This window comes from Mesorhizobium atlanticum, from assembly GCF_003289965.1.
GTDB classification, from domain to species: Bacteria; Pseudomonadota; Alphaproteobacteria; order Rhizobiales; family Rhizobiaceae; genus Mesorhizobium; species Mesorhizobium atlanticum.
Window position 1 is genome coordinate 621,758 of sequence record NZ_QMBQ01000002.1, and the last position, 25,244, is coordinate 647,001.

20 protein-coding genes are annotated in these 25,244 nt (G+C 63.5%); 9 read left to right on the forward strand and 11 right to left on the reverse strand.

All coding sequences use genetic code 11. The annotated features are described in order from the left end of the window. Positions 1-66 precede the first annotated feature (66 nt). A complete protein-coding gene (locus tag DPM35_RS07985; protein WP_112126732.1) occupies positions 67-708 on the forward strand; it encodes a cysteine hydrolase family protein in 642 nt (213 codons plus the stop codon). A 64-nt stretch (positions 709-772) separates the two neighbouring features. Here DPM35_RS07985 and DPM35_RS07990 read toward each other — a convergent pair whose 3' ends face one another. From DPM35_RS07990 to DPM35_RS08030, 9 genes are all read right to left on the reverse strand, one after another. Further along, positions 773-2,452 (reverse strand): formate--tetrahydrofolate ligase, encoded by a 1,680-nt coding sequence (locus DPM35_RS07990; protein ID WP_112126733.1) that lies wholly within the window; start codon positions 2,450-2,452, stop codon positions 773-775. Between the two features lie 320 nt (positions 2,453-2,772). Next, positions 2,773-3,897, reverse strand: a complete 1,125-nt coding sequence (locus DPM35_RS07995) for a DUF2333 family protein (RefSeq protein ID WP_112126734.1) — start codon at positions 3,895-3,897, stop codon at positions 2,773-2,775. 105 nt (positions 3,898-4,002) lie between these two features. Beyond that, positions 4,003-5,310 (reverse strand): DUF6638 family protein, encoded by a 1,308-nt coding sequence (locus tag DPM35_RS08000; protein ID WP_112126735.1) that lies wholly within the window; start codon positions 5,308-5,310, stop codon positions 4,003-4,005. Positions 5,311-5,380: 70 nt separating this feature from the next. Continuing rightward, positions 5,381-5,788, reverse strand: a complete 408-nt coding sequence (locus DPM35_RS08005; protein WP_112127106.1) for an endonuclease domain-containing protein — start codon at positions 5,786-5,788, stop codon at positions 5,381-5,383. A 61-nt stretch (positions 5,789-5,849) separates the two neighbouring features. Beyond that, the gene (locus DPM35_RS08010) at positions 5,850-7,754 is read right to left on the reverse strand and encodes an AAA family ATPase (protein ID WP_112126736.1); all 1,905 of its coding nucleotides are present in this window, start codon (positions 7,752-7,754) and stop codon (positions 5,850-5,852) included. Between the two features lie 24 nt (positions 7,755-7,778). After that, positions 7,779-8,927, reverse strand: coding sequence for a hypothetical protein (locus DPM35_RS08015; RefSeq protein ID WP_112126737.1), 1,149 nt, complete (start codon positions 8,925-8,927; stop codon positions 7,779-7,781). Between the two features lie 136 nt (positions 8,928-9,063). Continuing rightward, entirely contained in the window at positions 9,064-10,152 is a 1,089-nt protein-coding gene (locus DPM35_RS08020; RefSeq protein ID WP_112126738.1) for a hypothetical protein, read from the reverse strand. A gap of 276 nt (positions 10,153-10,428) precedes the next feature. Next, complete coding sequence (locus DPM35_RS08025; protein ID WP_112126739.1) at positions 10,429-10,818, reverse strand: c-type cytochrome; 390 nt, start codon at positions 10,816-10,818, stop codon at positions 10,429-10,431. An 87-nt stretch (positions 10,819-10,905) separates the two neighbouring features. Further along, complete coding sequence (locus tag DPM35_RS08030) at positions 10,906-11,763, reverse strand: LysR substrate-binding domain-containing protein (protein ID WP_112126740.1); 858 nt, start codon at positions 11,761-11,763, stop codon at positions 10,906-10,908. A gap of 101 nt (positions 11,764-11,864) precedes the next feature. Here DPM35_RS08030 and DPM35_RS08035 point away from each other — a divergent pair, with 101 nt between their 5' ends. Further along, positions 11,865-12,761: a DMT family transporter gene (locus DPM35_RS08035; protein ID WP_112126741.1), complete on the forward strand. Its 897-nt coding sequence runs from the start codon at positions 11,865-11,867 to the stop codon at positions 12,759-12,761. Positions 12,762-12,858: 97 nt separating this feature from the next. Here the strand turns inward: DPM35_RS08035 and DPM35_RS08040 are convergent, their stop codons facing one another. Continuing rightward, a complete protein-coding gene (locus tag DPM35_RS08040; protein WP_112126742.1) occupies positions 12,859-13,470 on the reverse strand; it encodes a thymidine kinase in 612 nt (203 codons plus the stop codon). A 251-nt stretch (positions 13,471-13,721) separates the two neighbouring features. On the opposite strand from DPM35_RS08040, the gene DPM35_RS08045 reads away from it, so the two are divergent. The 5 genes from DPM35_RS08045 to DPM35_RS08065 all read left to right on the forward strand — a co-directional run bounded on the left by DPM35_RS08045 (position 13,722) and on the right by DPM35_RS08065 (position 20,255). Next, the gene (locus DPM35_RS08045) at positions 13,722-14,657 is read left to right on the forward strand and encodes a choline ABC transporter substrate-binding protein (protein ID WP_112126743.1); all 936 of its coding nucleotides are present in this window, start codon (positions 13,722-13,724) and stop codon (positions 14,655-14,657) included. A gap of 201 nt (positions 14,658-14,858) precedes the next feature. Beyond that, on the forward strand, positions 14,859-15,713 hold the full coding sequence (choW, locus tag DPM35_RS08050) for a choline ABC transporter permease subunit (protein ID WP_112126744.1): 855 nt from the start codon (positions 14,859-14,861) through the stop codon (positions 15,711-15,713). Continuing rightward, complete coding sequence (gene choV / locus DPM35_RS08055) at positions 15,710-16,891, forward strand: choline ABC transporter ATP-binding protein (protein WP_112126745.1); 1,182 nt, start codon at positions 15,710-15,712, stop codon at positions 16,889-16,891. The genes choW and choV overlap by 4 nt, the downstream gene beginning before the upstream one ends. Positions 16,892-17,002: 111 nt before the next feature. Beyond that, a complete protein-coding gene (locus tag DPM35_RS08060) occupies positions 17,003-19,036 on the forward strand; it encodes an autotransporter family protein (protein ID WP_112126746.1) in 2,034 nt (677 codons plus the stop codon). Positions 19,037-19,217: 181 nt separating this feature from the next. Then, positions 19,218-20,255, forward strand: coding sequence for an MBL fold metallo-hydrolase (locus tag DPM35_RS08065; RefSeq protein WP_112126747.1), 1,038 nt, complete (start codon positions 19,218-19,220; stop codon positions 20,253-20,255). A 91-nt stretch (positions 20,256-20,346) separates the two neighbouring features. On the opposite strand, the gene DPM35_RS08070 is transcribed toward DPM35_RS08065, so the two are convergent. Further along, positions 20,347-22,419, reverse strand: a complete 2,073-nt coding sequence (locus DPM35_RS08070; protein WP_112126748.1) for a BTAD domain-containing putative transcriptional regulator — start codon at positions 22,417-22,419, stop codon at positions 20,347-20,349. Between the two features lie 171 nt (positions 22,420-22,590). Between DPM35_RS08070 and DPM35_RS08075 the strand changes: the two genes are divergently transcribed. Then, complete coding sequence (locus tag DPM35_RS08075) at positions 22,591-23,676, forward strand: PLP-dependent cysteine synthase family protein (RefSeq protein WP_112126749.1); 1,086 nt, start codon at positions 22,591-22,593, stop codon at positions 23,674-23,676. Between the two features lie 79 nt (positions 23,677-23,755). Next, the gene (locus tag DPM35_RS08080; RefSeq protein WP_112126750.1) at positions 23,756-25,237 is read left to right on the forward strand and encodes a pyridoxal phosphate-dependent decarboxylase family protein; all 1,482 of its coding nucleotides are present in this window, start codon (positions 23,756-23,758) and stop codon (positions 25,235-25,237) included. The last annotated feature ends 7 nt before the right edge of the window (positions 25,238-25,244 follow it).

Sequence of the window (25,244 nt, forward strand, 5' to 3'; positions counted from 1 at the left end):
CCACTTTCTGCGTGCCGATGTTCGGCCTAGCTTTGCGCCATCAACCCGGTCGAAAGGAAAATCACCATGCCCGCACCAGCCACCCAGCCGCGCCGCGCGCTCGTCGTCGTCGACGTCCAGAACGACTATGACGGCGGCAATCTCGCTATCCAGCATCCGCCCTTCGCCGAGACTGTCGTCAATGTGGCGCGCGCCATGGATGCCGCCGCGGCGGCCGGCATCAAGGTCGTCGTCATCAAGCAAATGGCGCCCGAGACCTCGCCGATCTTCGCCAGGGGCAGCCACGGCGGCGAGTTGCATACCGAGATCGCCGGGCGCCCCCGCGACCATTATGTCGAAAAGACGCTTCCCTCCGCCTTCACCGGCACGGATCTCGAGGCCTGGCTGCGCGCCAACGCCATCGATACGATTGTGGTCGCCGGCTACATGACCCACAATTGCGATCTGTCGAGCATCATCCATGCGGTGCATATGGGCTTTGCCGTCGAGTTCCTTTCCGATGCCAGCGGATCGGTGCCCTATGCCAACAGCGCCGGCTATGCGTCGGCGGAGGACATCCACCGCGTGGTGACGATCATTCTGCAGTCGCGCTTCGCCGCGGTGCTGAAGACTGCCGAATGGATCGACTGCCTGAAGACCGGGAAGCTGCCCGAGCGCGACACGATCTATGCATCGAACCAGCGGGCCTTGCAGCGGAACGCCGCCTAGTCCGGCAAGCAAAAAGGGGCGCCGCAATAGCGACGCCCCTGATCGTTTCCGGTCTGAAGGAGGCTTAGAACAGGCCCTCGATCTGCCCCTGCTCGTTGAGAAAGATCTTTTCCGAGGACGGCGCCTTGGGCAGGCCGGGCATGGTCATGACCTCGCCGCAGATGATGACGACGAAGCCGGCGCCGGCCGAGAGCCTGACTTCGCGCACCGGCACGGTGTGGCCGGTCGGCGCGCCGCGCAGGTTCGGGTCGGTCGAGAAGGAGTACTGGGTCTTGGCCATGCAGACCGGCAGGTTGCCGTAGCCGGCCTGTTCCCAGGCATGCAGCTGGTCGCGGATCGACTTGTCGGCGATCGCCTCGTCGCCGCGGTAGATGCGCTTGACGATGGTGTTGACCTTCTCGAACAGCGGCATCTCGTCCGGATAGAGCGGCGAGAACTGCGAAGCGCCGGACTCGGCGATCTCGACCACCTTCTTCGCGAGGTCCTCGATGCCGGCCGAGCCTTGCGCCCAGTGCTTGCACAGGATCGCCTCGGCGCCTTGCGCCTTGACGAAGTCCTTCATCGCCTGGATCTCGGCCTCGGTGTCGGTGGTGAAGTGGTTGATCGCCACCACCGCCGGCACGCCGAACTGCTTCACGTTCTCGATGTGGCGGCCGAGATTGAGGCAGCCCTTCTTGACCGCCTCGATATTCTCCTTGCCGAGGTCTTCCTTCTTGACGCCGCCATTCATCTTCATGGCGCGCACGGTCGCGACGATGACCGCCGCCGACGGCTTCAGCCCCGCCTTGCGGCACTTGATGTCGAAGAATTTTTCGGCGCCGAGGTCGGCGCCGAAGCCGGCTTCGGTGACAACATAGTCGGCGAGCTTCAGCGCGGTCGTGGTGGCGACGACCGAGTTGCAGCCATGCGCGATGTTTGCGAACGGGCCGCCATGGACGAAGGCCGGGTTGTTCTCCAGCGTCTGCACCAGGTTGGGCTGCATGGCGTCCTTGAGCAGAACGGCCATGGCGCCGTCGGCCTTGAGGTCGCGGGCATAGACCGGCGACTTGTCGCGGCGATAGGCGACGATGATGTCGCCGAGACGCTTCTCGAGGTCCTTGAGGTCGGTGGCAAGGCACAGGATCGCCATCACTTCCGAGGCGACGGTGATGTCGAAGCCGGCTTCGCGCGGATAGCCGTTGGCGACGCCGCCCAGCGAACAGATGATCTCGCGCAGCGCGCGGTCGTTCATGTCCATGACGCGGCGCCAGGCGACGCGGCGGGTGTCGATGCCGAGTTCGTTGCCCCAGTAGATGTGGTTGTCGATCAGCGCCGACAGCAAATTATGCGCGGTGGTGATGGCGTGGAAATCGCCGGTAAAGTGGAGGTTCATGTCCTCCATCGGCACCACCTGGGCAAGGCCGCCGCCGGCAGCACCACCCTTGACGCCGAAGTTCGGGCCGAGCGAGGCCTCGCGGATGCAGACGATCGCCTTCTTGCCGATGCGGTTCAGACCGTCGCCGAGGCCGACCGTGGTGGTCGTCTTGCCTTCGCCGGCGGGCGTTGGGTTGATGGCGGTGACCAGGATCAGCTTGCCGTCCTTGTTGCCTTTCACCGACTTGATGAACTCGGCCGAGACTTTGGCCTTGTCGTGACCATAGGGCAGCAGATGCTCGGTCGGGATGCCGATTTTGGCGCCGATCTCCTGGATCGGTTTCTTCTTGGCGGCGCGCGCGATCTCGATGTCGGACTTCACTTCGGCCATGACGGCTTTCCTCTGGAGTAGGCGGTGGAGGGGAGGGGTTCGATCATTCGTGCATGGTCGAACCGCCGCCCGGACGCAAGGGCATGTTCTAACCCTGTCGCTGGCGCGGCGTCAACTTCCATGCAACTATGTTTCCTGTTAAGAAAGAGTGTTCCTCTCGCCGGGCCTCTTCCAAGGCGGTCGTCTCGGGCCCGGTCGTTGCGCCGTATAGAAGCCAGAGCGGGAGGCGTTTCGCCGTCTCAAAACAGCCGCCCAATGCGCGAAAAGCGACAGGGGCGAAGGCGCAAATCCGCCATCGCCCCTGACCACCGAGAGCCGGGCTACTGGGTGAGAACGTTGCTGATCTCGACCATGTTGGAGCGCACGCGCAGGATGTAGAAGCCCATCGTCGTCAGATGCGTCGGCAGCAGCCAGCCATCCTCGCGGCCATTGGCGATGATGAAGGGCTGGATGCGGAGTGCCGAAACGAACTGCGAATCCATCGTATCCCACAGGCTCTGCAGGTGCTTTTCCTTGAGCACGTCCTCGAAGTCGGCCTGGGCGCCTTTCATGAGGCCGTAATAGGCGTAGAGCTGGCCATAGGCGAACCAGAAGCGGTCGTCGGCGCGGGTATCGAACCAGCCATTGTTGTGGTTTTCGGCGCGCTCCTTGAGGATCGCCGAGGTCGAGCCGATATCCGAGGCGATGCGGTCGATATACTGCTTGAGGTTGTCGGCGCGCGCGTCGAACGTCGCCTGGCAGGTGGCGAGACGCGCATTGAAGGAACGCAGCTTGCGCACCGCGTCGCGATAATAGCTCGGCGTCGGCGTCTTGGGGCCGAAGGGGTTCAGGCCGAAATACCAGGTGTACTCGTCGAACTGCAGATTGCCGCGCGCGTCCTGCAGGTCGGCATCGATCTGGGAGGTCGTGCGCACGCGGCCGAGATTGTCGGCAAGCTCGGTCGCGGTGCGCCGCACCGCCTGATTGATGCCGCGCTGGAAGGATGCCTTGTTGTCCATCCAGGGCGTGTTGTCCCAGTCGATGCCGAACAGGCCGAGCTTGTAGAGGATCATCGACGAGATCCAGGCATTCTGGTTGACATTGAAGTCCGTCAGATCGGCGGCAACCTGGGCGATCGCCGAGTTGCCGCAGGTCTTGGCCGTGTCGGTGCCGGCGCCGGCGGAAACCTGCTCGCCGGCGGAAACGTTGCGCTTCTCGAACGTGTAGGCGTCGGGATAGTTCGGGTTGAAATTGTTCCACCACTGGGTGGCGTAGAAGAAATTGGCGTAGAGGCCGATCAGCACCACAAGGGCAAGGCCGACCACGGCCTTCAGGATCCAGCCACGCTGTCCGTACCAGCGACCAACCCACATGAACGGCCAAAGGATAATGCCGATAATGAAGCCGATACCGCGGCCGATCCACTGGAAGATCCGGGTGAAGAAGTTCACGATCGGGTCGAGCATGGCTGTGGCACCCCCTTAGAGCATTTCACCGTTTCAAGGGAAACGGCGCTCTGCCCTAACCCTTTGTTTTGGCGCAATTCCGGACGGAAAATCGCCCACACTTTTCTAGTCAGTCAAGCCGTAAAGGCGTGCGCGGAACGCCGCCTTGTCCTTCAAATATGTGGTTTTCAGAACGTCCACAACATGGCTTCGCCAGGCGTCGCTCAAGCCGTCATAGTCCTTGTAGAAACCAGGTTTGTTAAAGACGTAGCGCGAGACGAAGTCCTGCGGCACGAAATCGGAGATCAACTGGTTGGTCAGCCATGCATCGGGGTGATCGGGCTTGGCGCGCACGACCAGGAATCGCTGGCGCGGCGGCACGTCCTCGATCTTGAGATGGCCGAATTGGGCGATCTCGCGCTTGGCGGCGTTGAGGAAGGGAAAGTTTCCGTCCTGGGCGATCAGATCGGCATGGCTGTGGATCCAGGTCTGCAGCCAGACCTTGTCGACATCTGTCAGGTTGCGGTTGGGCTCGGCATCGCGGATCAGCGCGCGCACGATCATCTCGGCGCGATGCTCGAGATAGCCGGAGGCCTCGATCCACGAGGCGCGCGGCAGGTCGAGGCGGCCGGTGGCGGCGAGGAAGCGGAACACCTTGTCTGCGTCGTTGATCGACAGGTAGCTGACCTGCCAGGGGCGGGAGCGGCGGAAGCCGGGAGCGGCCGGATCGCAGATCACCGTCGTCATATCGGGATCGACGAAGACGTAGAGGCCGCCGAAATGGCTGGTCCAGTAGGCGTTGTGGCGGAAGATCACCTGGTCGGGGACCAGCGCGTTCTCGCGGATGTCGCCGCAGACCTTGGCGAGATCGACCATGCGCTGCAGCATGGCGTTGTCGCGCCAGGCGTCCGGCTCCTGCTTCAGCCGGTCGACCAGCTTGCCGAGCTCGGCCGCCTTGCCGAGCACGTCCTCGGCCGACAGCACCTTGAACTCGACCTGGTTGATCGACAAAAGGTCCTCGATGTCGTTGACCTTGGGAACCGAGTCCTCGATCTCGCCGTAGATCACATCCTTGATGGTCAGCGCGTCGATGGCGCGCTGGTTCTTCGACATGAACTCGAACATCAGCTGCGAGGTGTTGGAGAAGGCTGTGTGCACCACGGGCAGGTCGATTTGCGACGGCGTCAGGATGATGAAGCGGCGGTTGACCTCGTTGGGGTCGAGATAGTCGAAGTCGCCGCATTCCTCGGCGATTTCGGGCGAAAAGCCGGTGCGGTCGATCTGGAAGCTCTTCAGCTTGGTCGGCTCGAGGCCGAAGGCGACAAGCGCCTTGTTGTAGCGCTGGATGAGATGCGGCTCGTCGACGGCGAGCAGCCTGCCGTAGATCAGCTCGTTGTCGCGCAGGAGGTCGGGTTTTCTGGCGGGGCGGGTCATCTTCCCTTCTCCCCGTTCACGGGGAGAAGGTGCCCAAAGGGCGGATGAGGGGCGGCGCCGGCGTTCATCGTCATTGCTCCGATCTTGCTGCCGGCAAAAACTTTGCATCGAAACCAATCATCTTGCGATCCAACCGACCATCCAGGGCTGCAACAATTGTGTCCAGCACGCTCGAAAGGCTGGTCAAAACATCCGCGTGCCATACTCTCAATACTGACCAGCCATTTCCGTTCATCGTCTCGTCCCTGTATCGATCCCTGGATCGACCGGCATGTTGGCTGCCGTCAACCTCGACAACCAGATTGGCTTTGCGGCAAGCGAAGTCCGCGAAATAGGGGCCGATCGGCAGTTGGCGAACAAACTTGTGGCCATTCAATCGCCGCCCCCGCAGTTCATGCCACAGCCGTTCCTCCGCATCGTTTTCGACCTGCCGCAGCTCACGGGCTTTCGTAACCTTTGGCTCATTTCTGCCACGCATGGCGCTGCCCCTCATCCGCCCTTCGGGCACCTTCTCCCCGTGAACGGGGAGAAGGAAAAGATCACCACGTCCCCTTCTTCTTCAATTCCTCCATTTCACGCGCCGCGCGCTCGCGCAGCCGCGCGTCGCGCAGGAGCTTCTCCACCGCTGCGTCATCGGACTTGTCGGAATAGCGGAATTCGGAATCGGCGTAGCGGTTGATCTCCTGCATGACCATGTCCATCGAGAACGGTCCGCGCAGTTCCTCGATCATCGCCTTCTTGTCGTCGTAGCTCTTGTGCATGAAGGCTTCCGGCTTCTCGAACCAGTCGTCGGGCAGTTCGATATCCATGGCGCGCATTTTTATCGCGTCGGTGACGTTCTTGATGGCGCGGCCGGTGAAGCGCGGCTCGGCGTCCTTGATCATGTGCAGATAGGTGCCGACATCGGCCATGGTCTTGGGCGCGCCATTCTCCTTCATGTAGCGCTCATAGACCTTCATCAGCCCGTCTTCCTGCGGCTTCTCATGCTCCTCATAGGCCTCGGCCACGGCGCGCTGGATTTCCTGCGCGGCATAGAGCTCGTGCTGCCCCAGCGGGATCTTGTGGTTCTTGCCGGCGAGCAGCACGAAGATGTCGATATAGTCGTCGCGGGTCTGGGGGCCGTCGACCAGCCAGCGCGCGCCGGCGCGCTGGCGCAGCGCGTCGTCGACATTTTCCGGATAGTTGGAGAACATGCCGAAGGAGCAGTTGCCGCGCACGACCGTCGAGGCGCCGGCGAAAGCGTCCATCAGCACGCCGGTGATCTCCTGCTGGCCGGCCGAAGCGCGGTCGTCGGAGCGGCGCGCGGCGACCTGGTCGATATCGTCGATGGTGCCGAAGCCGATGACGCGCGGATTGAGCACGTTGTTGATGAACTGGCGGCAGTTCTGGCCGGACTTGCCCTGATAGGACGAGATCTGGTCGACGCCGAAATTCTCGTAAGCAAAAGGATAGCCGGCGACCTGGCAGTAGCCGTTGACGAGGCCGGCGATCATCTGGATCAGCGTCGTCTTGCCGGTGCCCGGCGCGCCGTCGCCGATGAAGGTGAAGAGGAAGCCGCCGAGTTCGACGAAGGGGTTGAGCTCGCGCTCGAAATCATAGGCCATCAGCATTTTCGCCAGCCTGACCGACTGGAATTTGGCGATGTGGTTGCCGACGACCTCTTCAGGTTTCTTGAAGGTCATCACCAGCGGCTTGGAGCGTTTGCCGGGCGCGACGTCGAAGCCGTCGAGAGTGAAGTCGTCGATGTCGATGCGGATATGCGCGTTCTCAAACGGCCCGATGCCGTCGAAGCGGCCTTTGCGCGCCAGCAGCCCGTCGATGGCGACGCGGGCGAAAGCCCGCGCCCGCGTCGTCAGGTCGCCATCGTCCTTCGAGCCGGCAATCGCCTTGTCGAGGCCGGCGACGATCGACTTCACCGCGTCCTGCGGCGTGTCGAACAGGAAGTCGGGCTCGGGGATGTCGTTCGGCGCCTCGCCGTCGCTGTCGATCAGCTGATACAGGTAGGAGGCAAAGCTGAAGGCGGAAACGTAAGCCGAGGCCGACAGAAGCTTCTTGAAGGTCGACGCCTCGTCGCCCTCCAACGGCGCACGGGCATTCTTTGCCTGCAGGCTTTCGAGGTCCGAACCTTCGGCGAAGACATCGGAAATGGCGAGCGCGATCGCCAGGCCACGGCGGGCGCGATAGAGCAGCGTGTGCTGCGGGATGCTCATCAACTGGTCGTCGGGATGGATCGCTGCGACGGTCTTCGTCAGCTCGACCTCGCGCGTGCGGCGCACCGAGCCGACCGACACGGTCGACACGAAGCGACGGTTGGTGCCGGCAAGCGCGGTGCCGGATTCGCGCGAAGGGTCCTCCAGCACGACGATACGGGTGATGAAGCTTTGCGCAATGGCGCGGTGCTTTTCGATTGCGGCTTCCGAGATCGTGGTCAGGCCGGTGTCCATGAAGGATGCTCCGCGGTTTGACGGTCAGACGTCGCTGATGACCTGTCCGTTGGACAGGATGTGGACCTTGTAACCGGAAAAGATCTTCTGCGCTTCACCCGCGGCGTAGAGCGCCTGATAGGCCTCATGCGGGATCAGCGCGTGGTTCTCGTAGCTTGAGACACCCTGGCGCGCCGCTTCGAGGTCGTCGGTGTTGATGAAGAATTCCTGCGTCGTCTTCTCGCTGGAGAAAAGACCCCTGCGGCCGGGCTTCTCGCTCTTTGAAAAGACCTCCTGGATTGTCCAGGTGAGCAGCCAGGCATTCTCGGGCTTGCGCACCTTGGAGAGCACCTCGGCCACGGTCGAATTGTTGTCGGTGATGCCGGCCGAGTAGAAGGGACCAAGCACGACGCGCCGCAACTGCTTGGGATGCAGCGGCTCGAAGTCCTTGTCGAGATTGACCGCGATCGTTGCCGGCGAGAGCGTGTAGGCGGAGTTCTTCTCGGTGAAGTCGTCGAAGCGGTGCGCAAGCTCGGGATTGAGCAGGCCGTCGACGGGCAGCGGGATCTCGACCTTCTCGTTCAGCTTGCCGGTGCTGCTGTCGACCAGCTGGCGCACCATGCTTTCGGACGAGTCCTCGACCGTCACCATGTAGATCAGCGGCAGGTTGGCGCTGCCGTCGAACGTTGCCCAATGGACGAGGTAATAGGGCCGCATGGTCTTCGGGTTGACCGAGACGTTCGCCGTCTGCGCCAGCGTGAACGGGCCGAAGGTCGCCTCGCTCTTGACGTCTTCCAGATAGAGCCGCTCGGCCATCGACTTCTGCAGCGCCTCGGGAAATTCCTTGTGGCGCAGGATGAAGTCGGCCATCTCCTCGCGCAGCTCGCCGGCCTGCGGGATGTTGGCCAGGCGGGCATCCGCCTGCTGGCGGTCGTTTTCCAATTCGAGTAGGTTCTGGAAGACGGGGTAGCCGCTGTCGGCGCGCGATATCCGGAAAGTGTCCATGAAGCCCAGCCGGTTGCGCCAGCAGGCAAAGGACTTGTCCAGCCGCGCGATATACTCCGCGACGATCTTCGCGACGATGCCGTGCCGGTAAAGCGGCGAGCGGTCGTCGCGCATGAACACTTCCAGTCCGCCAAGCGCCGCCGTGATGGCGGAGAAATAGCGTGCCGCCGCGTCGTTCTCAGGTGTCATGGGATTGCCGTGGAGATGAAATCAGCGCCGCTGCCCAAGCAGCTATTCGTGGGATACCCCACGAATAGCTGCTTGGGTTCCTTTGTTTTTCGCAGGTGCTGACCGCAAAACCGTGGAACACTTTTGCGGAACCAGCTTAGGACTGCACGTAGTTTGCCGAATTGTGCTTCTTCATCACCTCGTCGAAGCGGCGCGCGAAAGCGTCGTCGGCAAGCTTCTTGCGGCGCTGGATGTCGGCTGAAGCCACCATGTTCTTCTCATGCATCTCGAGCAGGTCGCCGATATGCTTCTGCGAGGCGGCGCCGATGCCGGCCATGGTCTCCTCGGCCGTGTTGTCGACCTGGCTGCCCAGCGTGTTGATCTTGTGGGCGACGTCCTGCTGTGCGGCGGTCTTCAGCGAATCTTCCAGGGCCTTGTAGAGGACGATGCGCTGCTCGGTGTCGATGGTCAGCTTGTTGATCAGCGTCGACTGCGCGGCGATCTGGTTGTTGAGCGAATCGACGAAGGTCTGGAACATCGAAGTGTAGCGCTCCAGCGTCTGGCTTTCGGCCAGTAGTTCCTGCTCCTTGGCCTGTTTTTCGTTGTACTCGGTCGCCATTTTGGAACGCTCGCCCTCAAGCTCGGTACGCTCCTTCTGCGTCGTCGAGGCGGCGATCTTGTTCTCGATGTCGAGCAGCAGCGGGTTCAATTCCTCGATGCGCTTCTGCACCGCTTCCAGATTGGTCATGGTCGTCTTGCGGCGCTCGATCACTTGCGACAGGCTGGTCTCGGAAGTCTTGTAGCGTTGGTCGAGGACCTGCTTCTGCGCCTTCAGGATGCCGACGATGGTATCCGACTTCGCCAAAAGCTCCTGCAGGTTGCCGGCCAAAGACATGTTGCGGACACGGTCGGTGCGCATGCGCTGCTTGCGCTGCGCCGAAAACACGCCGACGAAGTTTTCCCAGCCGGTATAGTTCTTCATGCTCTCGAATTCGGCGCCGAAGACGTTGGTGGCGTCTTCAAGTCCGATGATGAGGTCGGCGATGTTGCCTTCCATGACCTTCTGCTGCTTGAGCACGTCCTCGATGCGGGCGTTCTCGATGTCGAAATTGGCGTCGCCGATCTTCTTGTCGGCCTGAGCAAGCGTGTCGAGCACCGTGCCGGACTGCTCGATCTTGGTGCGCATGTCCTGCACGACCTGCTTGGTCTTGGCAATTTCGGCATCGAAATTCTGCAATGTCGCCATTGGGGCCTCCCGCTTCGGCATCCGTTTCCATGTCGTGGCGGCGAATATATGTGGGGCTTCAAGGGATTGAAAGAAGGAAGACAAGGAGGGACGTCAAAACAAAAGAACTGGTCAGGTCCTTGAAAGACAAGGCAAGCATGCGTAAGGCGCCCAGTAACGTGTGCCACGTTTAAACAGCTTTAGCTGATATGCCTTAAGTTCTTGTTTTTGCGAACGACTATCAAACAGCGCCCGACAAATCTCTTTCGGCGATAATACCGGTTTCCCCCGCGCCGATCAGGGCTTCGGATCGGCCTTGAGATAGGCAATCACATTGGCGATGTCGTCGTCGCTGGTCAGGCCGGTGAAGGCCATCCTGTTGCCGGGAACCTTCTGCCTGGGCGCCTTGAGATATTCGGTGAGATTGGCTTCGTCCCAGACAAGGCCGCCGGCGCCGGCATTCTTCATGGCTTGCGAATAATGGCCGGCAAAGCTCTCCGCCGAGCCGGCCTTGCGGCCGACGACACCCAGCAGATGCGGACCGACCTTGTCGCGATCCGTCTCGGCCTCGTGGCAGGCGATGCAGCGATTGAAGACCTTCTTGCCCAGCGCCGCATCGCCGCCGGCATGCGCGGCAAGGCCGCCGGCAAGCAGGAAAAGCGCGGCGGACGAAATGGCTCGAAGCATGGCTGACCCCGGAGAGTTCTGACTGTCGGCCTTATAGGGCGAAGCCCCGGCAAACGCCACACCCGGGGCCGCGGCGATCCGCGCGGCTCAGGCCTGCTGCGCCAGGTCGCGGCGTAGGAAATCATGCAGACGATCGACCGCCGGTGTCGTCGATAACGGGTTGCGCAGGATACCGATCTCGAGATCCGGCAACACCGGCAGCCCCTCATTGGCGCCGATGATGCGCAGCGACGGCGGCACGCTTCGCTGGGCCAGGCCGGCGACAGCGAGCCCGGCCTGGACGACCGCGACCAGTCCAAGCAGGGAGGCGCTGGAATAGGTGCAGCGGTAGGATCGGTCGGCACCGCCAAGTGCTTGCAGGACATTCATTCGCGCCGCGCAGCCAGGCTCGAACAGGGCGACGGGCAGAGGATCGTTCTGCCAGGCGACGTGGTTGGGCGAGGCGACCCAGACAAAGCGCTCCAGCCTGATCACGTCGAGCGGCTGATCCGGCAGGCGAGTGACGATCGCCAGGTCGAGCCGTCCCTCCGCCAGGGTCTTCACCAGCGCGGTCGACTGCTCGCAGACGAGCTCGACGGTGACCAGAGGATGATCCTCGGCAAAGCGTGACAGCACCGGCGGCAGGAGGAAGGCCGCGTAGTCGTCCGGAACGCCGAGGCGCACGCTGCCTGTTTCCTTCGGCCGGGTGACGCTCGCCCATGCCTCGTCGGACAGCTTCAGCAGCCGGCGCGCATAGATAAGGAAGTCCTCGCCGGCCGCATTGGGAGTGACCGTTCTAGGGCCCCGCACCAGAAGCTGATTGCCCACCATATCCTCCAGCCTTTGCATCTGCATGCTGACCGCCGACTGGCTGCGGCCGACGCGAGGCGCCGCATTGGACAGGCTGCCGCTCTCGACGACGGCGACGAAGGTTTTCAAGAGATTGAGGTCGAGCGGAACGGCCATGGTGCTATCAGCATATCGAATAGATGCCCACAAATCTATTCGCTTGATTGAAATCGCTCCGGCTGGCCAGATGATCTTCGACCGGTCTGGAGAGCCAAGTGATGAGGGATATATCGATCGCCCGCTTCCCCGCCGCGAGCCTCGCTCTGGCGATGGTGATTGCCGGCACGGTCGGCGCCTTCGTCACAGAGTCGGGCCAACATCCCGTCACCGTCGTCTTCTGGCGATGCGTGTTCGGCTCCCTGTTCCTGGCCGCGTGGTGCCTGCTGCGCGGCTATCTGCCGGACCGGACGCTGTCGCCATCCCGGCTTGCGCTCGCCGCGCTCGGCGGCGTTTGCATGGTGCTGAGCTGGACGGCCTTCTTCGCCGGCTTCGCCATGACATCGATCGCAACGACGACCATCGTCTACCATGTGCAGCCGTTCTTCGTGGTGCTGATCGGCGTTGTCTTCCTCAAGGAGCGCATCTCGCTCGACCAGCTGCTATGGATGCTTGGCGCATTCGTCGGCGTCGCGCTCGCCGCCGGCCTGGTTGCCACGCACGGCCATGCCGACGCGAAATGGGCGTTGGGCATCGCGCTGACGCTCGGCGCCGCGCTGCTTTATGCGGTAGCGACGATTCTCGCCAAGGGCCTGGGACAACAGCGCGCGGAGATCACGGTGCTTTGCCAGACGCTGGTCGGGGTCGTGTTGCTCGCCCCGTTCGCCGACATCGGCCATCCCATTGCGCCACCATCGTGGGGCTGGCTGGCCGGGATCGGGATCCTGCATACCGGCATCGCCTATGTGCTGATGAACAGCGCCTTTCCGCGCCTGACGACGCCGGTGATCGGCATCCTCACTTTCATCTATCCGGTCGTGGCCATCATCATCGACTGGGCCTTGTACGGTCATCCACTCGGACCGGCGCAGGCTGCCGGCATGGCGCTGATTGCGCTGGCAAGCCTCGGCGTGCGGCTTGGCTGGCGGTTTCCGATGCGGCGTGTCTCGGCCGCCTGAATTGGCAGGTTCCGCAGTGTCCCACGGTTTGCGATCAAAACCTGCGGAAAACAAAGCAGATATCCGCGGGGCATCCCCACGGATATCCGCTTTAGTGTCAACTGCTGGTGAAGCCAATGAAATCGTCGGGGGCAGCCCTGCCCATCTCCTCTTCCCAATGGCGGCGGCAGAGCGAGACATAGACGTCCTTGCCGATGGCGACCTGCTGGCCCTGCTTGGCCACCTTGCCGTCGGAGCCGAGCCTGACCACCATCGTGGCCTTGCGGCCGCAGCGGCAGATGGTGCGCACCTCGCGCAGGTCGTCGGCGATGGCGAGCAACGCGCGCGAGCCGGAAAACAGCTTGCCCTGGAAATCGGTGCGCAGGCCGTAGCACATGACCGGGATGTTCAGCCGATCGGCGATGCGCGCGAGCTGCCAGACCTGCTCCTCCTCGAGGAACTGAGCCTCGTCGACGAACACGCAATGCACGGTCGTGTGTTCGTGGTGCTCGGCGACCCTGGCGAAGAGGTCGTCGCCGTCGCGGAACATCTCGGCCTCGGATTCGAGACCGATGCGCGACGAGATCAGCCCGCTGTCGCCCTTGCGATAGTGGCCGGCGACGAACAGCATCGTCGACATGCCGCGTTCGCGATAATTGTAGGACGCCTGCAAGAGCATTGTCGTCTTGCCGGCGTTCATCGTCGCGTAGTTGAAGTAGAGCTTGGCCATGCCATCCTTCTAAGCTCACATGTCGGCGCTCCGGGAGGGGGGCCGAGGCTCCGTCCACCAAAAACCTCCCTGCAGTCTAAAATCCGATGTCGGTCAAAAGCCTGTCATGTCGCTTAATGGCCAGCGCGCGCCGTTCATCGTGATGTTGAACCGCTTGAAACAGCTTCAAAATGGTGTTTGGCTGACGAAACAAGGCGGGCGCAAGAACCGTGACTTCGCATCGCCTCAAGAATTGCAATGGGAGAAAGTTCATGTCGCGTATGAAATCTATCGTCACAGGCATCGGCCTTGCGGCGCTTCTGACCACGACCGCCGCTTATGCCGGCGATCCGGCGAGCTGCAAGGCGGTTCGCCTGTCCGATGTCGGCTGGACCGACATCCAGGCCACGACGGGCCTCGCCTCGGTGCTGCTCACCGCGCTCGGCTACGAGCCGCAGACGATCCAGCTCTCGGTGCCGGTCACCATGGCCTCACTGAAGAACAAGGACCTCGACGTCTTCCTCGGCAACTGGATGCCGTCGATGACCAACGACATCAAGGACTATACTGCCGACGGTTCGGTCGAGACGATCAGCACCAACCTGACCGGCGCCGGCTACGGCATCGTGGTGCCGACCTATGTCGCGGACGCCGGCGTCAAGACGCTGACCGATCTTGGCAAGTTCAAGGACAAGTTCAACGGCAAAATCTACGGCATCGAGGCCGGCAATGACGGCAACCGCATCATCCTCGACATGATCAAGAACCCGAAGGACAATCTCCAGGGCTTCGAACTGGTCGAGTCGTCGGAAGCCGGCATGCTGACGCAGGCCGAGCAGTCGATGAAGAACAATGAGTGGATCGCCTTCCTCGGCTGGACGCCGCATCCGGTGATGGGCGCCATGAAGATCACCTATCTCGACGGCATGGGCGACAGCGGCTTCGGCGCCGCCACCGTCTACACCAACGTGCGCAAGGGCTACACTACCGAATGCCCGAACGCCGGCAAGTTCATCGCCAATTTGAAATTCAATCTCGACATGGAAGGCGAGATGATGGACGCGATCCTGAAGGGCGGCGATGCCCAGACGGTGGCGAAAGACTGGCTGAAGAAGCATCCCGACGCCGTTGCGCCGTGGATTGCCGGCGTCACTACCTTTGATGGCGGCGACGCGGCTGCCGCCGTCAAGACCGCGCTCGGGAGCTGAGCCGGCTTTGAGTCCGGAATGATCATCCGGAAGAGGGCAGCCAGTAGAAAAGGCTGCCCTTTTTCTTAAAGCGCGTTGCGCTTTAAGTCTCTGTTTTTACGCATGTCATTTTCCCAAACCCGCTGCACACTTTTGGGTGACATGCGTTATCCTGTGAGAAGGTGACCGTACGGCAAGTGCGGCGCAGCCGAGAGGGGAAAGATGGATCCGATTTCGAAATTCCTGACCGACTACAAAATCCCCATCGGGCCATGGGGCAAAGCCTTCTTCGGCTTTCTGACCGACAATTTCGACACGATTTTCCGGGCGTTTTCAAACGGGCTGAATTTCATCCTCGATGGGGCGGTGAATCTCCTGCTGATGGTGCCGCCGGTGCTGTTGGCGCTGGTCATCGCGATCATCGCGTGGTTTTTGCAGCGGTCGCGGCCGCTCGCCATCGGCGTCTTCCTCGGCCTGATCTTCATCATTAACCAGAACCTGTGGAAGCAGACGGTGCAGACGCTGGTGCTGGTGGTTGCCGCCGCGGCCATGGCGATGGCGATCGGCGTGCCGCTCGGCATCTGGGCCGCGCACAAGCCGAAGGTCTACCGCTTCATGCTGCCGGTGCTCGACCTGATGCAGACGCTGCCGACCTTCGTCTACCTGATCCCGGTGCTCACCCTGTTCGGGCTCGGCAACGCGCCCGGTCTCATCGTTACCATCATCTTCGTCATCCCGACGGCAGTCAGGCTCACCCATCTCGGCGTGGTCTCGGTGCCCAAGGCGATCATCGAAGCGGGCGAGGCCTTCGGCGCCACCAAGCGCCAGCTTCTGTGGAAGGTGGAGCTGCCGTCGGCGCTGCCGACCATCATGGCGGGTCTCACGCAATCGATCATGCTGTCGCTGTCGATGGTGGTGTTCGCCGCGCTGATCGGCGCCGGCGGCCTCGGCACGGAAATCAACCGCGCGCTCGGCTCGCGCCGCATCGATCTCGGGCTTGAAGCAGGCCTCGCAATCGTCGTGCTCGCCATCGTGCTCGACCGCATGACCCGCATCGGCGTTGGAGGAAAGAAATGACCGTCGCGGTTGATTTCAAGAACGTAGACATCGTCTTCGGCGCCGATCAGGCCGGTTCGCTGGCGCTGATCGACCAGGGCGCCACGCGCGCCGAGATCCTGGAAAAGACCGGCAATGTGCTGGGTTGCGCCGGCGCCAGCCTCACCGTGCATGAAGGCGAGATCTCGGTGCTGATGGGCCTGTCCGGCTCCGGCAAGTCGACGCTGCTCAGAGCCGTCAACCGGCTCAACGTCGTGTCGCGCGGCCAGGTGCTGGTCAAGGACGGCGACCGCACCGTCGATGTCGTCACCTGCGACGAGGCGACCTTGCGGCGGTTGCGGCAGAAGCAGGTGGCCATGGTGTTCCAGCAGTTCGGGCTGCTGCCGTGGCGCACCGTCGAGGAAAATGTCGGCTTCGGCCTCGAGCTTGCCGGCGTGCCGGAGGCCGAGCGCAAGGCGCGGGTGCAGAAGCAACTGCAGCTTGTCCATCTCGATCAGTGGTCGAAGAAATACGCGCATGAGCTTTCGGGCGGCATGCAGCAGCGTGTCGGCCTGGCGCGTGCCTTCGCCACCGAGGCGCCGATCCTGTTGATGGACGAGCCGTTCTCGGCGCTCGACCCGCTGATCCGCACCAAGCTGCAGGACGAATTGCTGCAGCTTCAGGCCGAGCTCAAGAAGACCATCATCTTCGTCAGCCACGACCTCGAGGAGGCGCTGAAGATCGGCAGCCACATCACGATCATGGAAGGCGGCCGCATCGTGCAGACCGGAGCGCCGGAGGACATCGTTCTCAGACCCGCCAACGACTATGTCCGCGACTTCATCGCCAATGTGAATCCGCTGTCGGTGCTGACGGCGTGGAACGTGATGCGCGATCGCCGCGACCTGGAGCAGGGCGACAACGGCTGGGTGTGGCTCGACCGGCGCAAGACGACGCGCTTCAAGATCGACGACCATGGCCTGGTGGCCGCGGCCGAGCGCGACGGCAAGCCGGCGGTATGGGTCTCCTGCGCCGATGTCGAGCGCCAGCCGGAGGAAGGCGCGCAGGTGTTCTGGGCCAATCCCGGCACGCCGCTGAAAACGGTGATGCTCGCCATGCACCGCTCGCAGACGGCGCCGGTGGCGCTGTTCGACGAGGGCTCGCGTTTCGTCGGCGCGATCGGCATCCGCGACGTCCTGAGCGCCGTACTGCGGCGATAGGCTTCTTTCGCGGGCACGCCGGATCTCCGGTCCGCGCGCTGCCCGCGGCTTGTCTTTCGCTTCCCTCGGGCGCAGAATCCACCTGTTGCGTGGCCATGCGCCAGAGGGGTGATGCCGACGTCGCGCATAGGGGTTCCAGGCGCGATAGCGCTGTTGATTGTCGCCGGCGTCTCGCTTGGAAGCGGCGCGGTGTTCGCCCAAGATTTTGTCATCGGCAATGGCGGCATCGCCGGCCAACAGACGATGAGCAATGCCGGCGACACCGGCATCGTGCAGGCGAATGGAGCGATCGAAACATTCGGTGCCGGCGTCGATGCGGTGCGGATGTTCAATTCGGGTCAGCGGCTGACCAATTACGGGCTGATCGCGACATTGGGCGGCGGCGCCGCCAATGTGCATTCGCAAGGGCCCAACGCGACCATCCTCAACAACGGAGCGATCCTGGCGATAGGCGGTGGCTCGATCGGCGTCCTGTCGGAGGGCGGCAATGCGCGTATCGTGAACAGCGGCTCGATAGAAGCGCTTGGCGTCGCCACATACGGCATCATCAGCGATGCTCCGGGCGGGCATGTGGACAACCATGGCTTTATCGGCGTTTCCGGCACCGCTGCCGCGGGCATAATCGGCGATGGGCCGGACCTGACGGTGGACAACAGCGGCTCCATCGAGGCCTATGGCACAGCGGCCGGGGGGATTCTCTGGCAGAGCAACGGGCTGCGACTCGACAATTCCGGGTCGATCGTTGTGTCGGGCCTGGCTTCGGTCGGCATCGGCGCCAGCGGCAATGACATCACCATCGCCAACAGCGGCACGGTCAATGTCTTCGGGACAGCTTCGACGGGTATCAGTACGCTGTTCGGCAACGCCACGATCACCAATTCCGGTTCGGTGATCGTAGGGGGGCTGGGCGGTGTCGGCATTGCGGCCCAGGCTGGCAACTCCGTCATCACCAATTCCGGTCGCGTCTTCAGCGACCAGAGCGTGGCGATCTATTTCGGTGCGCCCGGCGCCACGCTGAACCTGTTGGGCGGGACGGCCATCCAGGGGCCGATTGTCTTTTCCGGCGGCGGCAACACGGTCACCTTCGGTCCGGGGCTGAATGCCGTCTTGAGTTTTTCGGGGAGCGGCCTGCCGCAAACCATTCTCACAGGCGGCAGGCCGTTCGTGACAAGCAGCGACAGCGCGGCGGTGGTCGACATCACCGGATTTGCGAGCAGCGCGCCGCTGCTCGAGGACCTTGTCGAGGGCATAGCCGGCGTCGTCGAGGCGCGTTTGCCCGCCCCAGGCGATGACTTGCTTGCGCCGCGGAAAGGTCCTGACGCCTGGATCTCCACCTTCGGCGGGATACGCTCCCAGGCGAGCTCCGGAGCATCAGCCGGGTTCAGCGAAGCGCTGGGCGGCGTGGTCGCCGGCGCTGAAAGGCACTCGGGCGACGGCTTCCTTGGTGGCCTGTTCCTCGGCGGCGCCGCCGGATCGACCGAGGTCGACGATGATGCGCAGGAGATCGTCCATCGCGGCGCGTTCGCCGGCGGCTATCTCGACTATGACGCAGGTGCGCATTTCGCCGAAGCGGCCTTCGTCGCCGGCGTGCTGCAGGAGCGCAGCCGCCGCCTTGTCGCGAACAATTTGGTGCTCGGCGGCATCGAGACGGCGCGGGCCGATTTCAACGGCGTTTTCCTCAGCCCGTCAGTCACGCTCGGCATGCGGCTGCCGGTGAGGGCCGGTACACTGATGCCCAGCGTGCGGCTGCGCTATGCGGGGCTCTTCATCGATGACTACGCGGAGACCGGCTCGGACGGCAATCTCGGGGTCTCGCGGCGTGACGTCAACGTCTTGGAGGCGCGCGGCCAGCTCGCGCTGGCGCTCGCTCCCGTCAGCACGCCGAGCCAGGCCTGGCAAACCACGCTTCGCGCCGGGGTCGACGCGATCGCGCAAAGCAGCGACTACGTGTCGGCGACATTGCTCGGCCAGGACATCTCTTTTCCCGCGGGCGGCAGAAAATTCGTGTTGCGCGGCTTTGCCGGCGCGGACGTCGCGGCGGAGGTGGGCGCTGGCCTGACGCTCGATGCCGGCTTCGAGGCGGGTTACGGCACCGACAACGCCTTCACTCTCCGAGGCCAGGCTCGCCTCAGCAAGGCTTTTTGAGGGTTCTGATCGACCAGCCCGTATCGCATTTGAGGGCTGGTGTCTCGTGGTGCGGGGAAGGCCGTCTACCAGTGTCTATATTTTTCGAAATCCATTCTGATTCCAGAAGCCTATGCAGTAGAATATTGCTACGGCCGCGAGGGCGATGCCCGGCGGTGAAAATGCAGCGGGGTACGCGACGATGATTTTCCGCCAGCTCTTCGATTCCGTCTCGGGCACCTACTCGTATCTGCTTGCCAGCCGGCGCGGCGGCGAGGCGCTGATCATCGATCCGGTGCTGGAGAAGGTCGAGCGCTATCTGCAATTGGTCAATGAGCTGGACCTGAGGCTGGTCAAGGCGGTGGACACGCATCTTCACGCCGACCATATCACCGGCCTCGGCGCCCTGCGCGACAGGACGCATTGCGTGACCGTGATGGGCGAGCAGACCAAGGCCGACGTGGTGTCGATGCGGCTTGCCGACGGCGACAAGCTTGGCATCGAGGGGCTGGCGCTCGACGTCATCTACACGCCCGGCCACACCGACGATTCCTACAGCTTCGTCCTGCCCGACCGGGTCTTCACCGGCGATACGCTGCTCATCCGCGGCACCGGTCGCACCGACTTCCAGAACGGCGATCCGCGGCAGCAATATGAATCGATCTTCGGCCGCCTGCTCAAGCTGCCGGACGAGACGCTGATCTTCCCGGCGCATGACTATAAGGGCGAGACCGTGTCGACGATCGGCGAGGAGAAGGCCTTCAACCCGCGCCTGCAGGTGAAATCGGTCGACGAGTATGTCCACATCATGAACAATCTCAATTTGTCCAACCCGAAGATGATGGACGTGGCCGTGCCCGCCAACATGCGGGTTGGGCTGCATCAGGACGACATCGCCAGCCGCGGCTGGGCGGTAACGGCAGAACAGGCGCTGGCGCTGGTGGGGCGACCCGACGTGGCGCTGATCGACCTGCGCGAGCAGTCGGAGCGCGAGCGCCACGGCGTCATCCCCGGCGCCATCCATCTGCCCTATGCGCGGCTGCAGGAAAACATCGCCGCCGGCGGCATGCTGCACGAGCTGGCGAAATCAACGAGCAAGCAGCTGCTGTTCTACTGCGCCTTCGGTGAGCGTTCGGCGATGGCCGTGCAGGCGGCGCAGGATGTCGGGATTTCCAGCGCCCGCCACATCCAAGGCGGCATCGACGCCTGGCGGAAGGCCAGCGGCCCGCTCGTGCACTGAGGCGTGTTGATATTCATTTTCGACTCGGCCTGACCTGAATCTCAACACACCTTAGGGGTCTGCCGAATGCAGGCGAAGCCGGCTTGGCGGCTCAGTTCAGCCCGATCAACTTGGCGCCGTTCCGGAACAGGGCTTCCCCATCCCGGTCGAAGCGGAACGTGGCGATGAAATCGTCGGCACGATAGTTCGGCAAGGTGCTGCGGATCGTCGCGGCGAAGGTGCGCGCCTCGTCCTGCCGACCGGCCAGCGCTAGGCAGTGCGCGGCGATCGCCAGAATGATGACATGGGCGTTGGGCCTCGCGGCCGCCTTCAGCGCCCATTCGGCGGCCGCTTCGAATTCGCCGAGCCTGGCATGCGCCATGGCGCGCGCGCCCATCATGCCGAACAGCAGCGGATCGAAGGGGCTGAGATGGCGCGAATGGTCGGATGAGCCGATTGCCGATTGCGGATCGCCCGACTGCGAATGGACGAAGGACAGCGCGTAATGGCCGAGCGCGAAGTTGGGGCTGAGGTCGACGGCATTCGCCAGTTCCAGCAGCGAGCCGTCCTGTTCGCCGCGCAGCCACAGCGCGCGGCCCATTGCCCAGTGGGCGGCGGGGTTGCGGTCGTCGACCAAGAGGCTCTGGCCGGCGCTTTCGAAGGCAAGCGCGGTCTCACGATCGCGGTCGCCCCAGCGCTGGAAGGCATTCTGCCAGTGGGTGAAGGACATGCCGGCATAGGCACGCGCAAAAGTGGGGTCGAGCTTCAGCGCCTCGCCGAAGAAATGCTGCGCCAGCTCGTTTTCCTGGCGGGTGAAGCGATACATGTGCCAGAGGCCACGATGGTAGGCCTCCCAGGCGTTGAGCGAATTGGGCGCCTTCAGCAATGCGCGGTTGCGCTCCACCGTGGCGATCTCGGCGGCGATGGAGGAAACGATGCTGTTGCCGATATCCTCGATGACGATGAAGATGTCGTCGGGCTTGTGCTCGAAGGTCTCGGCCCAGACGATCCTTGCCGTGCGCACCTCGACAAGCTCGACCGACACGACGAAACGTCCCGGCAGGCTGCGCACCGAGCCTGTCGCGACATAGTCGACATTCAGCCTGCGTCCTGCATCTTCCGGCGCGATGTTCTTTTCGGCGAGCGCGAAGACCGAGCCGCGGGCGATGACGAAGAAATCGCGAAGCTTGGCAAGCCGCGTGATGATGTCGTGCGTGAGGCCGTCGGCAAGCCCGCCACGGAAGCCGCCGGTGCCGGCGCTCTCCGCAAACGGCATCACCGCGAGCGAAGCCCGGCGTGTCGCCGCGGATTCGGGCTCGATCGCGGCGACTGGCGATTCCGGGAAAGGGAAGGCAGGCTCGGATCTGGTGCCTGGCGTTGCGCCGGCGTTCCGGGCCCTTATCTCCTGCCAGGCCTCGCGTAGCGGCGTGAAATCCAGATCCTCGGAATGAAACAGCTCCGCAGCGGTGGCAAGGTGCTCCTCGCCGGCGCCGATCTGCCCGCTCCGGGCGAGGTTTTCCAGCAGCGCCACATGCGCGCGACCGTCGAAGGGCGCAAGCTCCAGCCATTTGTCGATATAGGCGCCGGCCTCATCGGCTCCCTGCGGGACAAGGCCGATGATATGCTCCAGGACGGCGACATGGCATGCGCTGAAACGGCGGCGCTGCGCGGTCAGCCAGCTGCCGAAATGCGGGCTGCGATCGACCTCCAGCCCATCGAGGAAGTCGCCGGCGAACAGTTGCGCAAGCGTCCGCAGACGGTCGAGGCCGAGCGTCTCGATTCCTTCCGCCACCGCGCCGGCGGCCTCGACGGCATCGACGCTCATATCGCCGAGGCGAAGCGCAACGGTGTCGCCTTCGGTCTCGATGCGGTGCAAGCCCGGTTCGTCGAGCGCGGCACGCAGTTTGCTGAGGCACCAGCGCAGCTCGCCGCGCGGATCGTTGGGGACGTCCCATAGAAGCTCGCAGAGCCGGCTGCGGCTGACGGGGCGGGGCGCCAGCGCCAGATAGGCAAGCAGCGCGCGCAGCTTGCGTGACGATGGCAGCGCGACGGGAACATCGTCGCGCATGATCGCGAGCGGGCCGAGCAGCCTGATCGAAAGGCGGGCTGCCTTGCTTTTCCGGGCCGACCAAACGGATTCCACGTCCGTTTCCACGCTCGCTCCCACGCTGACTGGCTGGTCCATGTTCTATCACCAAACACGACAGGGCGCATCCTGCAGCGAGTTTTCGAGCCGTATGCGGCCTTTGCCGAAATGCCGGCAAGTCAGACACAACTAGCGCGGCAAGGTGTCGAAACCGCGCCGCCCAATCCGCCGGTTTGTAACCGGCATGTGAAATTTCGAGGAGAAAGCCCCATGCTGCATCAATTGAAAATCAGGACCACGGCCGGCCGCGGCCGGCTGTTCGACAGCATTCTCGACACGGTCGGCGACACGCCGGTCATCCGCATCAACAATCTCGGGCCGGGTCACGCGACGATCTATGTGAAGGCCGAGTTCTTCAATCCGGCGGCCTCGGTCAAGGACCGGCTGGCGCTCAACATCATCGAGGAAGGCGAGCGCAGCGGCAAGCTCAAGCCCGGCCAGACGGTCGTGGAGGCGACGAGCGGCAATACCGGCATCGGCCTTGCCATGGTCTGTGCACAGAAAGGCTATCCGCTGGTGGTGACGATGGCCGACAGCTTCTCCATCGAGCGGCGCAAGCTGATGCGCATGCTCGGTGCCAAGGTGGTGCTGACGCCACGCGCCCAGAAGGGCTTTGGCATGTACAAGAAGGCGGTCGAGCTTGCCGAGGCCAATGGCTGGTTCCTGGCGCGCCAATTCGAGACCGAGGCCAATGCCGCCATCCACGAGGCGACCACGGGCCGCGAGATCATCAACGATTTCGCTGGTTCGAGGCTCGACGTCCTTGTCACCGGCTATGGTACCGGCGGCACGGTGGCCGGGGTCGGCCGGGTGCTGCGCCGCGAGCGGCCGGAGGTGAAGATCGTGCTTGCCGAGCCGGCGAACGCGCAGCTGATCGGCAGCGGCAAGGCCCAGGAGCGCGGCGCCGGTGGGGCTCCGGCAGCCAGCCATCCGGCTTTCGAGCCGCATCCGATCCAGGGCTGGACGCCGGACTTCATCCCTAATGTCCTGCAGGAGGCGATCGACCGGCACTATTACGATGAAGTGGTGCCGATCCCCGGTCCCGAAGGCATCAAATGGGCGAAGGCGCTGGCGCAGCAGGAAGGCATCTTCACCGGCATTTCCGGCGGCGCCACCTTCGCCGTGGCACGCCAGATCGCCGGCAAGGCTCCGGCCGGCTCTGTGATCCTGTGCATGCTGCCCGACACCGGCGAACGCTACATGTCGACGCCGCTCTTCGACGGCATCGAGGCCGATATGGACGCCGAGGAAACCGCGCTGTCGCGATCGACGCCGAGCTGCCAGTTCGACGCCTGAAGATGGATATCGCGACGCCGCCTTTCAAACGGCGGCGTCGCTATTTGCGCATGATCACCCATGCCGGCGGGAGATAGGAATGGACAGCTTTCAGGAAACGGCGGCCGCGGACGAGACGCTCGATCCGCCGGACTGGGCCGATATGGGGACGCTGTCGCACCGCATCCTCGACGACGCCATCGCCTATCTCAAGGATGTGCGCGAGCGTCCGGTCTGGCGCGAGATGCCAGACAAGGTGCGATCTTTCTTCTCGGCGCCATTGCCCCGCGAGCCGGCGCCGGTGGCCGACGTCTATGACGATGTGGCGCGCAACGTCATGCCTTACCCGATGGGCAACATCCATCCTCGCTTCTGGTCCTGGTACATGGGATCCAGCAACTTCACCGGCGCGCTCGGCGATTTCCTGGCGGCGATACAGGGCTCCAATCTCGGCGGCGGCAACCACGCCGCGGGGCTGATGGACAGCCAGGTGGTCAATTGGTTGAAGGAGATGGTCGGCTTTCCGGCGGCGGCGAGCGGCACGCTGGTCAGCGGCGGCTCGATGGCCAACATCATCGGCCTGACTGTGGCGCGCAACGTCAAGGCCGGCGTCGACGTGCGCGAGCGTGGCGTAAGCGCCATACCCAAGCCGCTGCGCTATTACGCCTCGGACCAGGTCCATTCCTGCCACCGCAAGGGCATGGAGGCGCTTGGTCTCGGCAACCGGGCGCTGCGGCGGATACCGACCGATGCGGACCTTCGCATCGATATCGCGGCGCTGAAGGCGGCAATCGCGGAGGACCGCGATGCCGGCTTCAAGCCGGCCTGCGTGATCGGCACCGCCGGCACGGTGAACACCGGCGCGATCGACGACCTGCAGGCGCTGGCGGAAGTCGCGGCCGGGGAAGACCTCTGGTTCCATGTCGACGGCTGCATCGGCGCGCTGATCGCGATCGCGCCCGAGAACCGGTTGCTCGTTGCCGGCATCGAACAGGCGGATTCGATCGCGCTCGATCCGCACAAACTGCTGCATGCGCCGTTCGAGGCCGGCTGCGCGCTGGTGCGAGACGCATCCCAGCACCGCAACACTTTTGCCGTTACGCCGGAATATCTGGAATCGGCGCCGCGCGGCCTCGCGTCGGGAGAATGGCTGTTCGATTACGGCCTCCAGACCTCACGCGGCTTCCGCGCGTTAAAAATCTGGATGGCGCTGAGGGAGCATGGCGTCGAAAAGTTCGGCCGGCTGATCGACCAGAGCATCGCCCAGGCTCGTTACCTCACCGGGCTGATCGAGGCGGACCCGGCGCTCGAGCTGATGGCGCCGACCACCGTCAACATCGTCAGCTTCCGCCATCGGCTGAACGGCACACCGGAGGAAAGCCTCAAGGCATTCAACACCGAGATCATGCTGAGACTGCAGGAAGAGGGTATCGCGGCTCTCTCCGACACCACGGTGCACGGCCGGCACTGCCTGAGGGTGGCGATCGCCAATCACCGCACGCGCCGCGAAGATCTCGACCTGCTGGTGCGCGAGATGCTTCGGCTGGGACGGGAAATCGAAGCTGCCGCCTCACCAATCTGAATTGTGC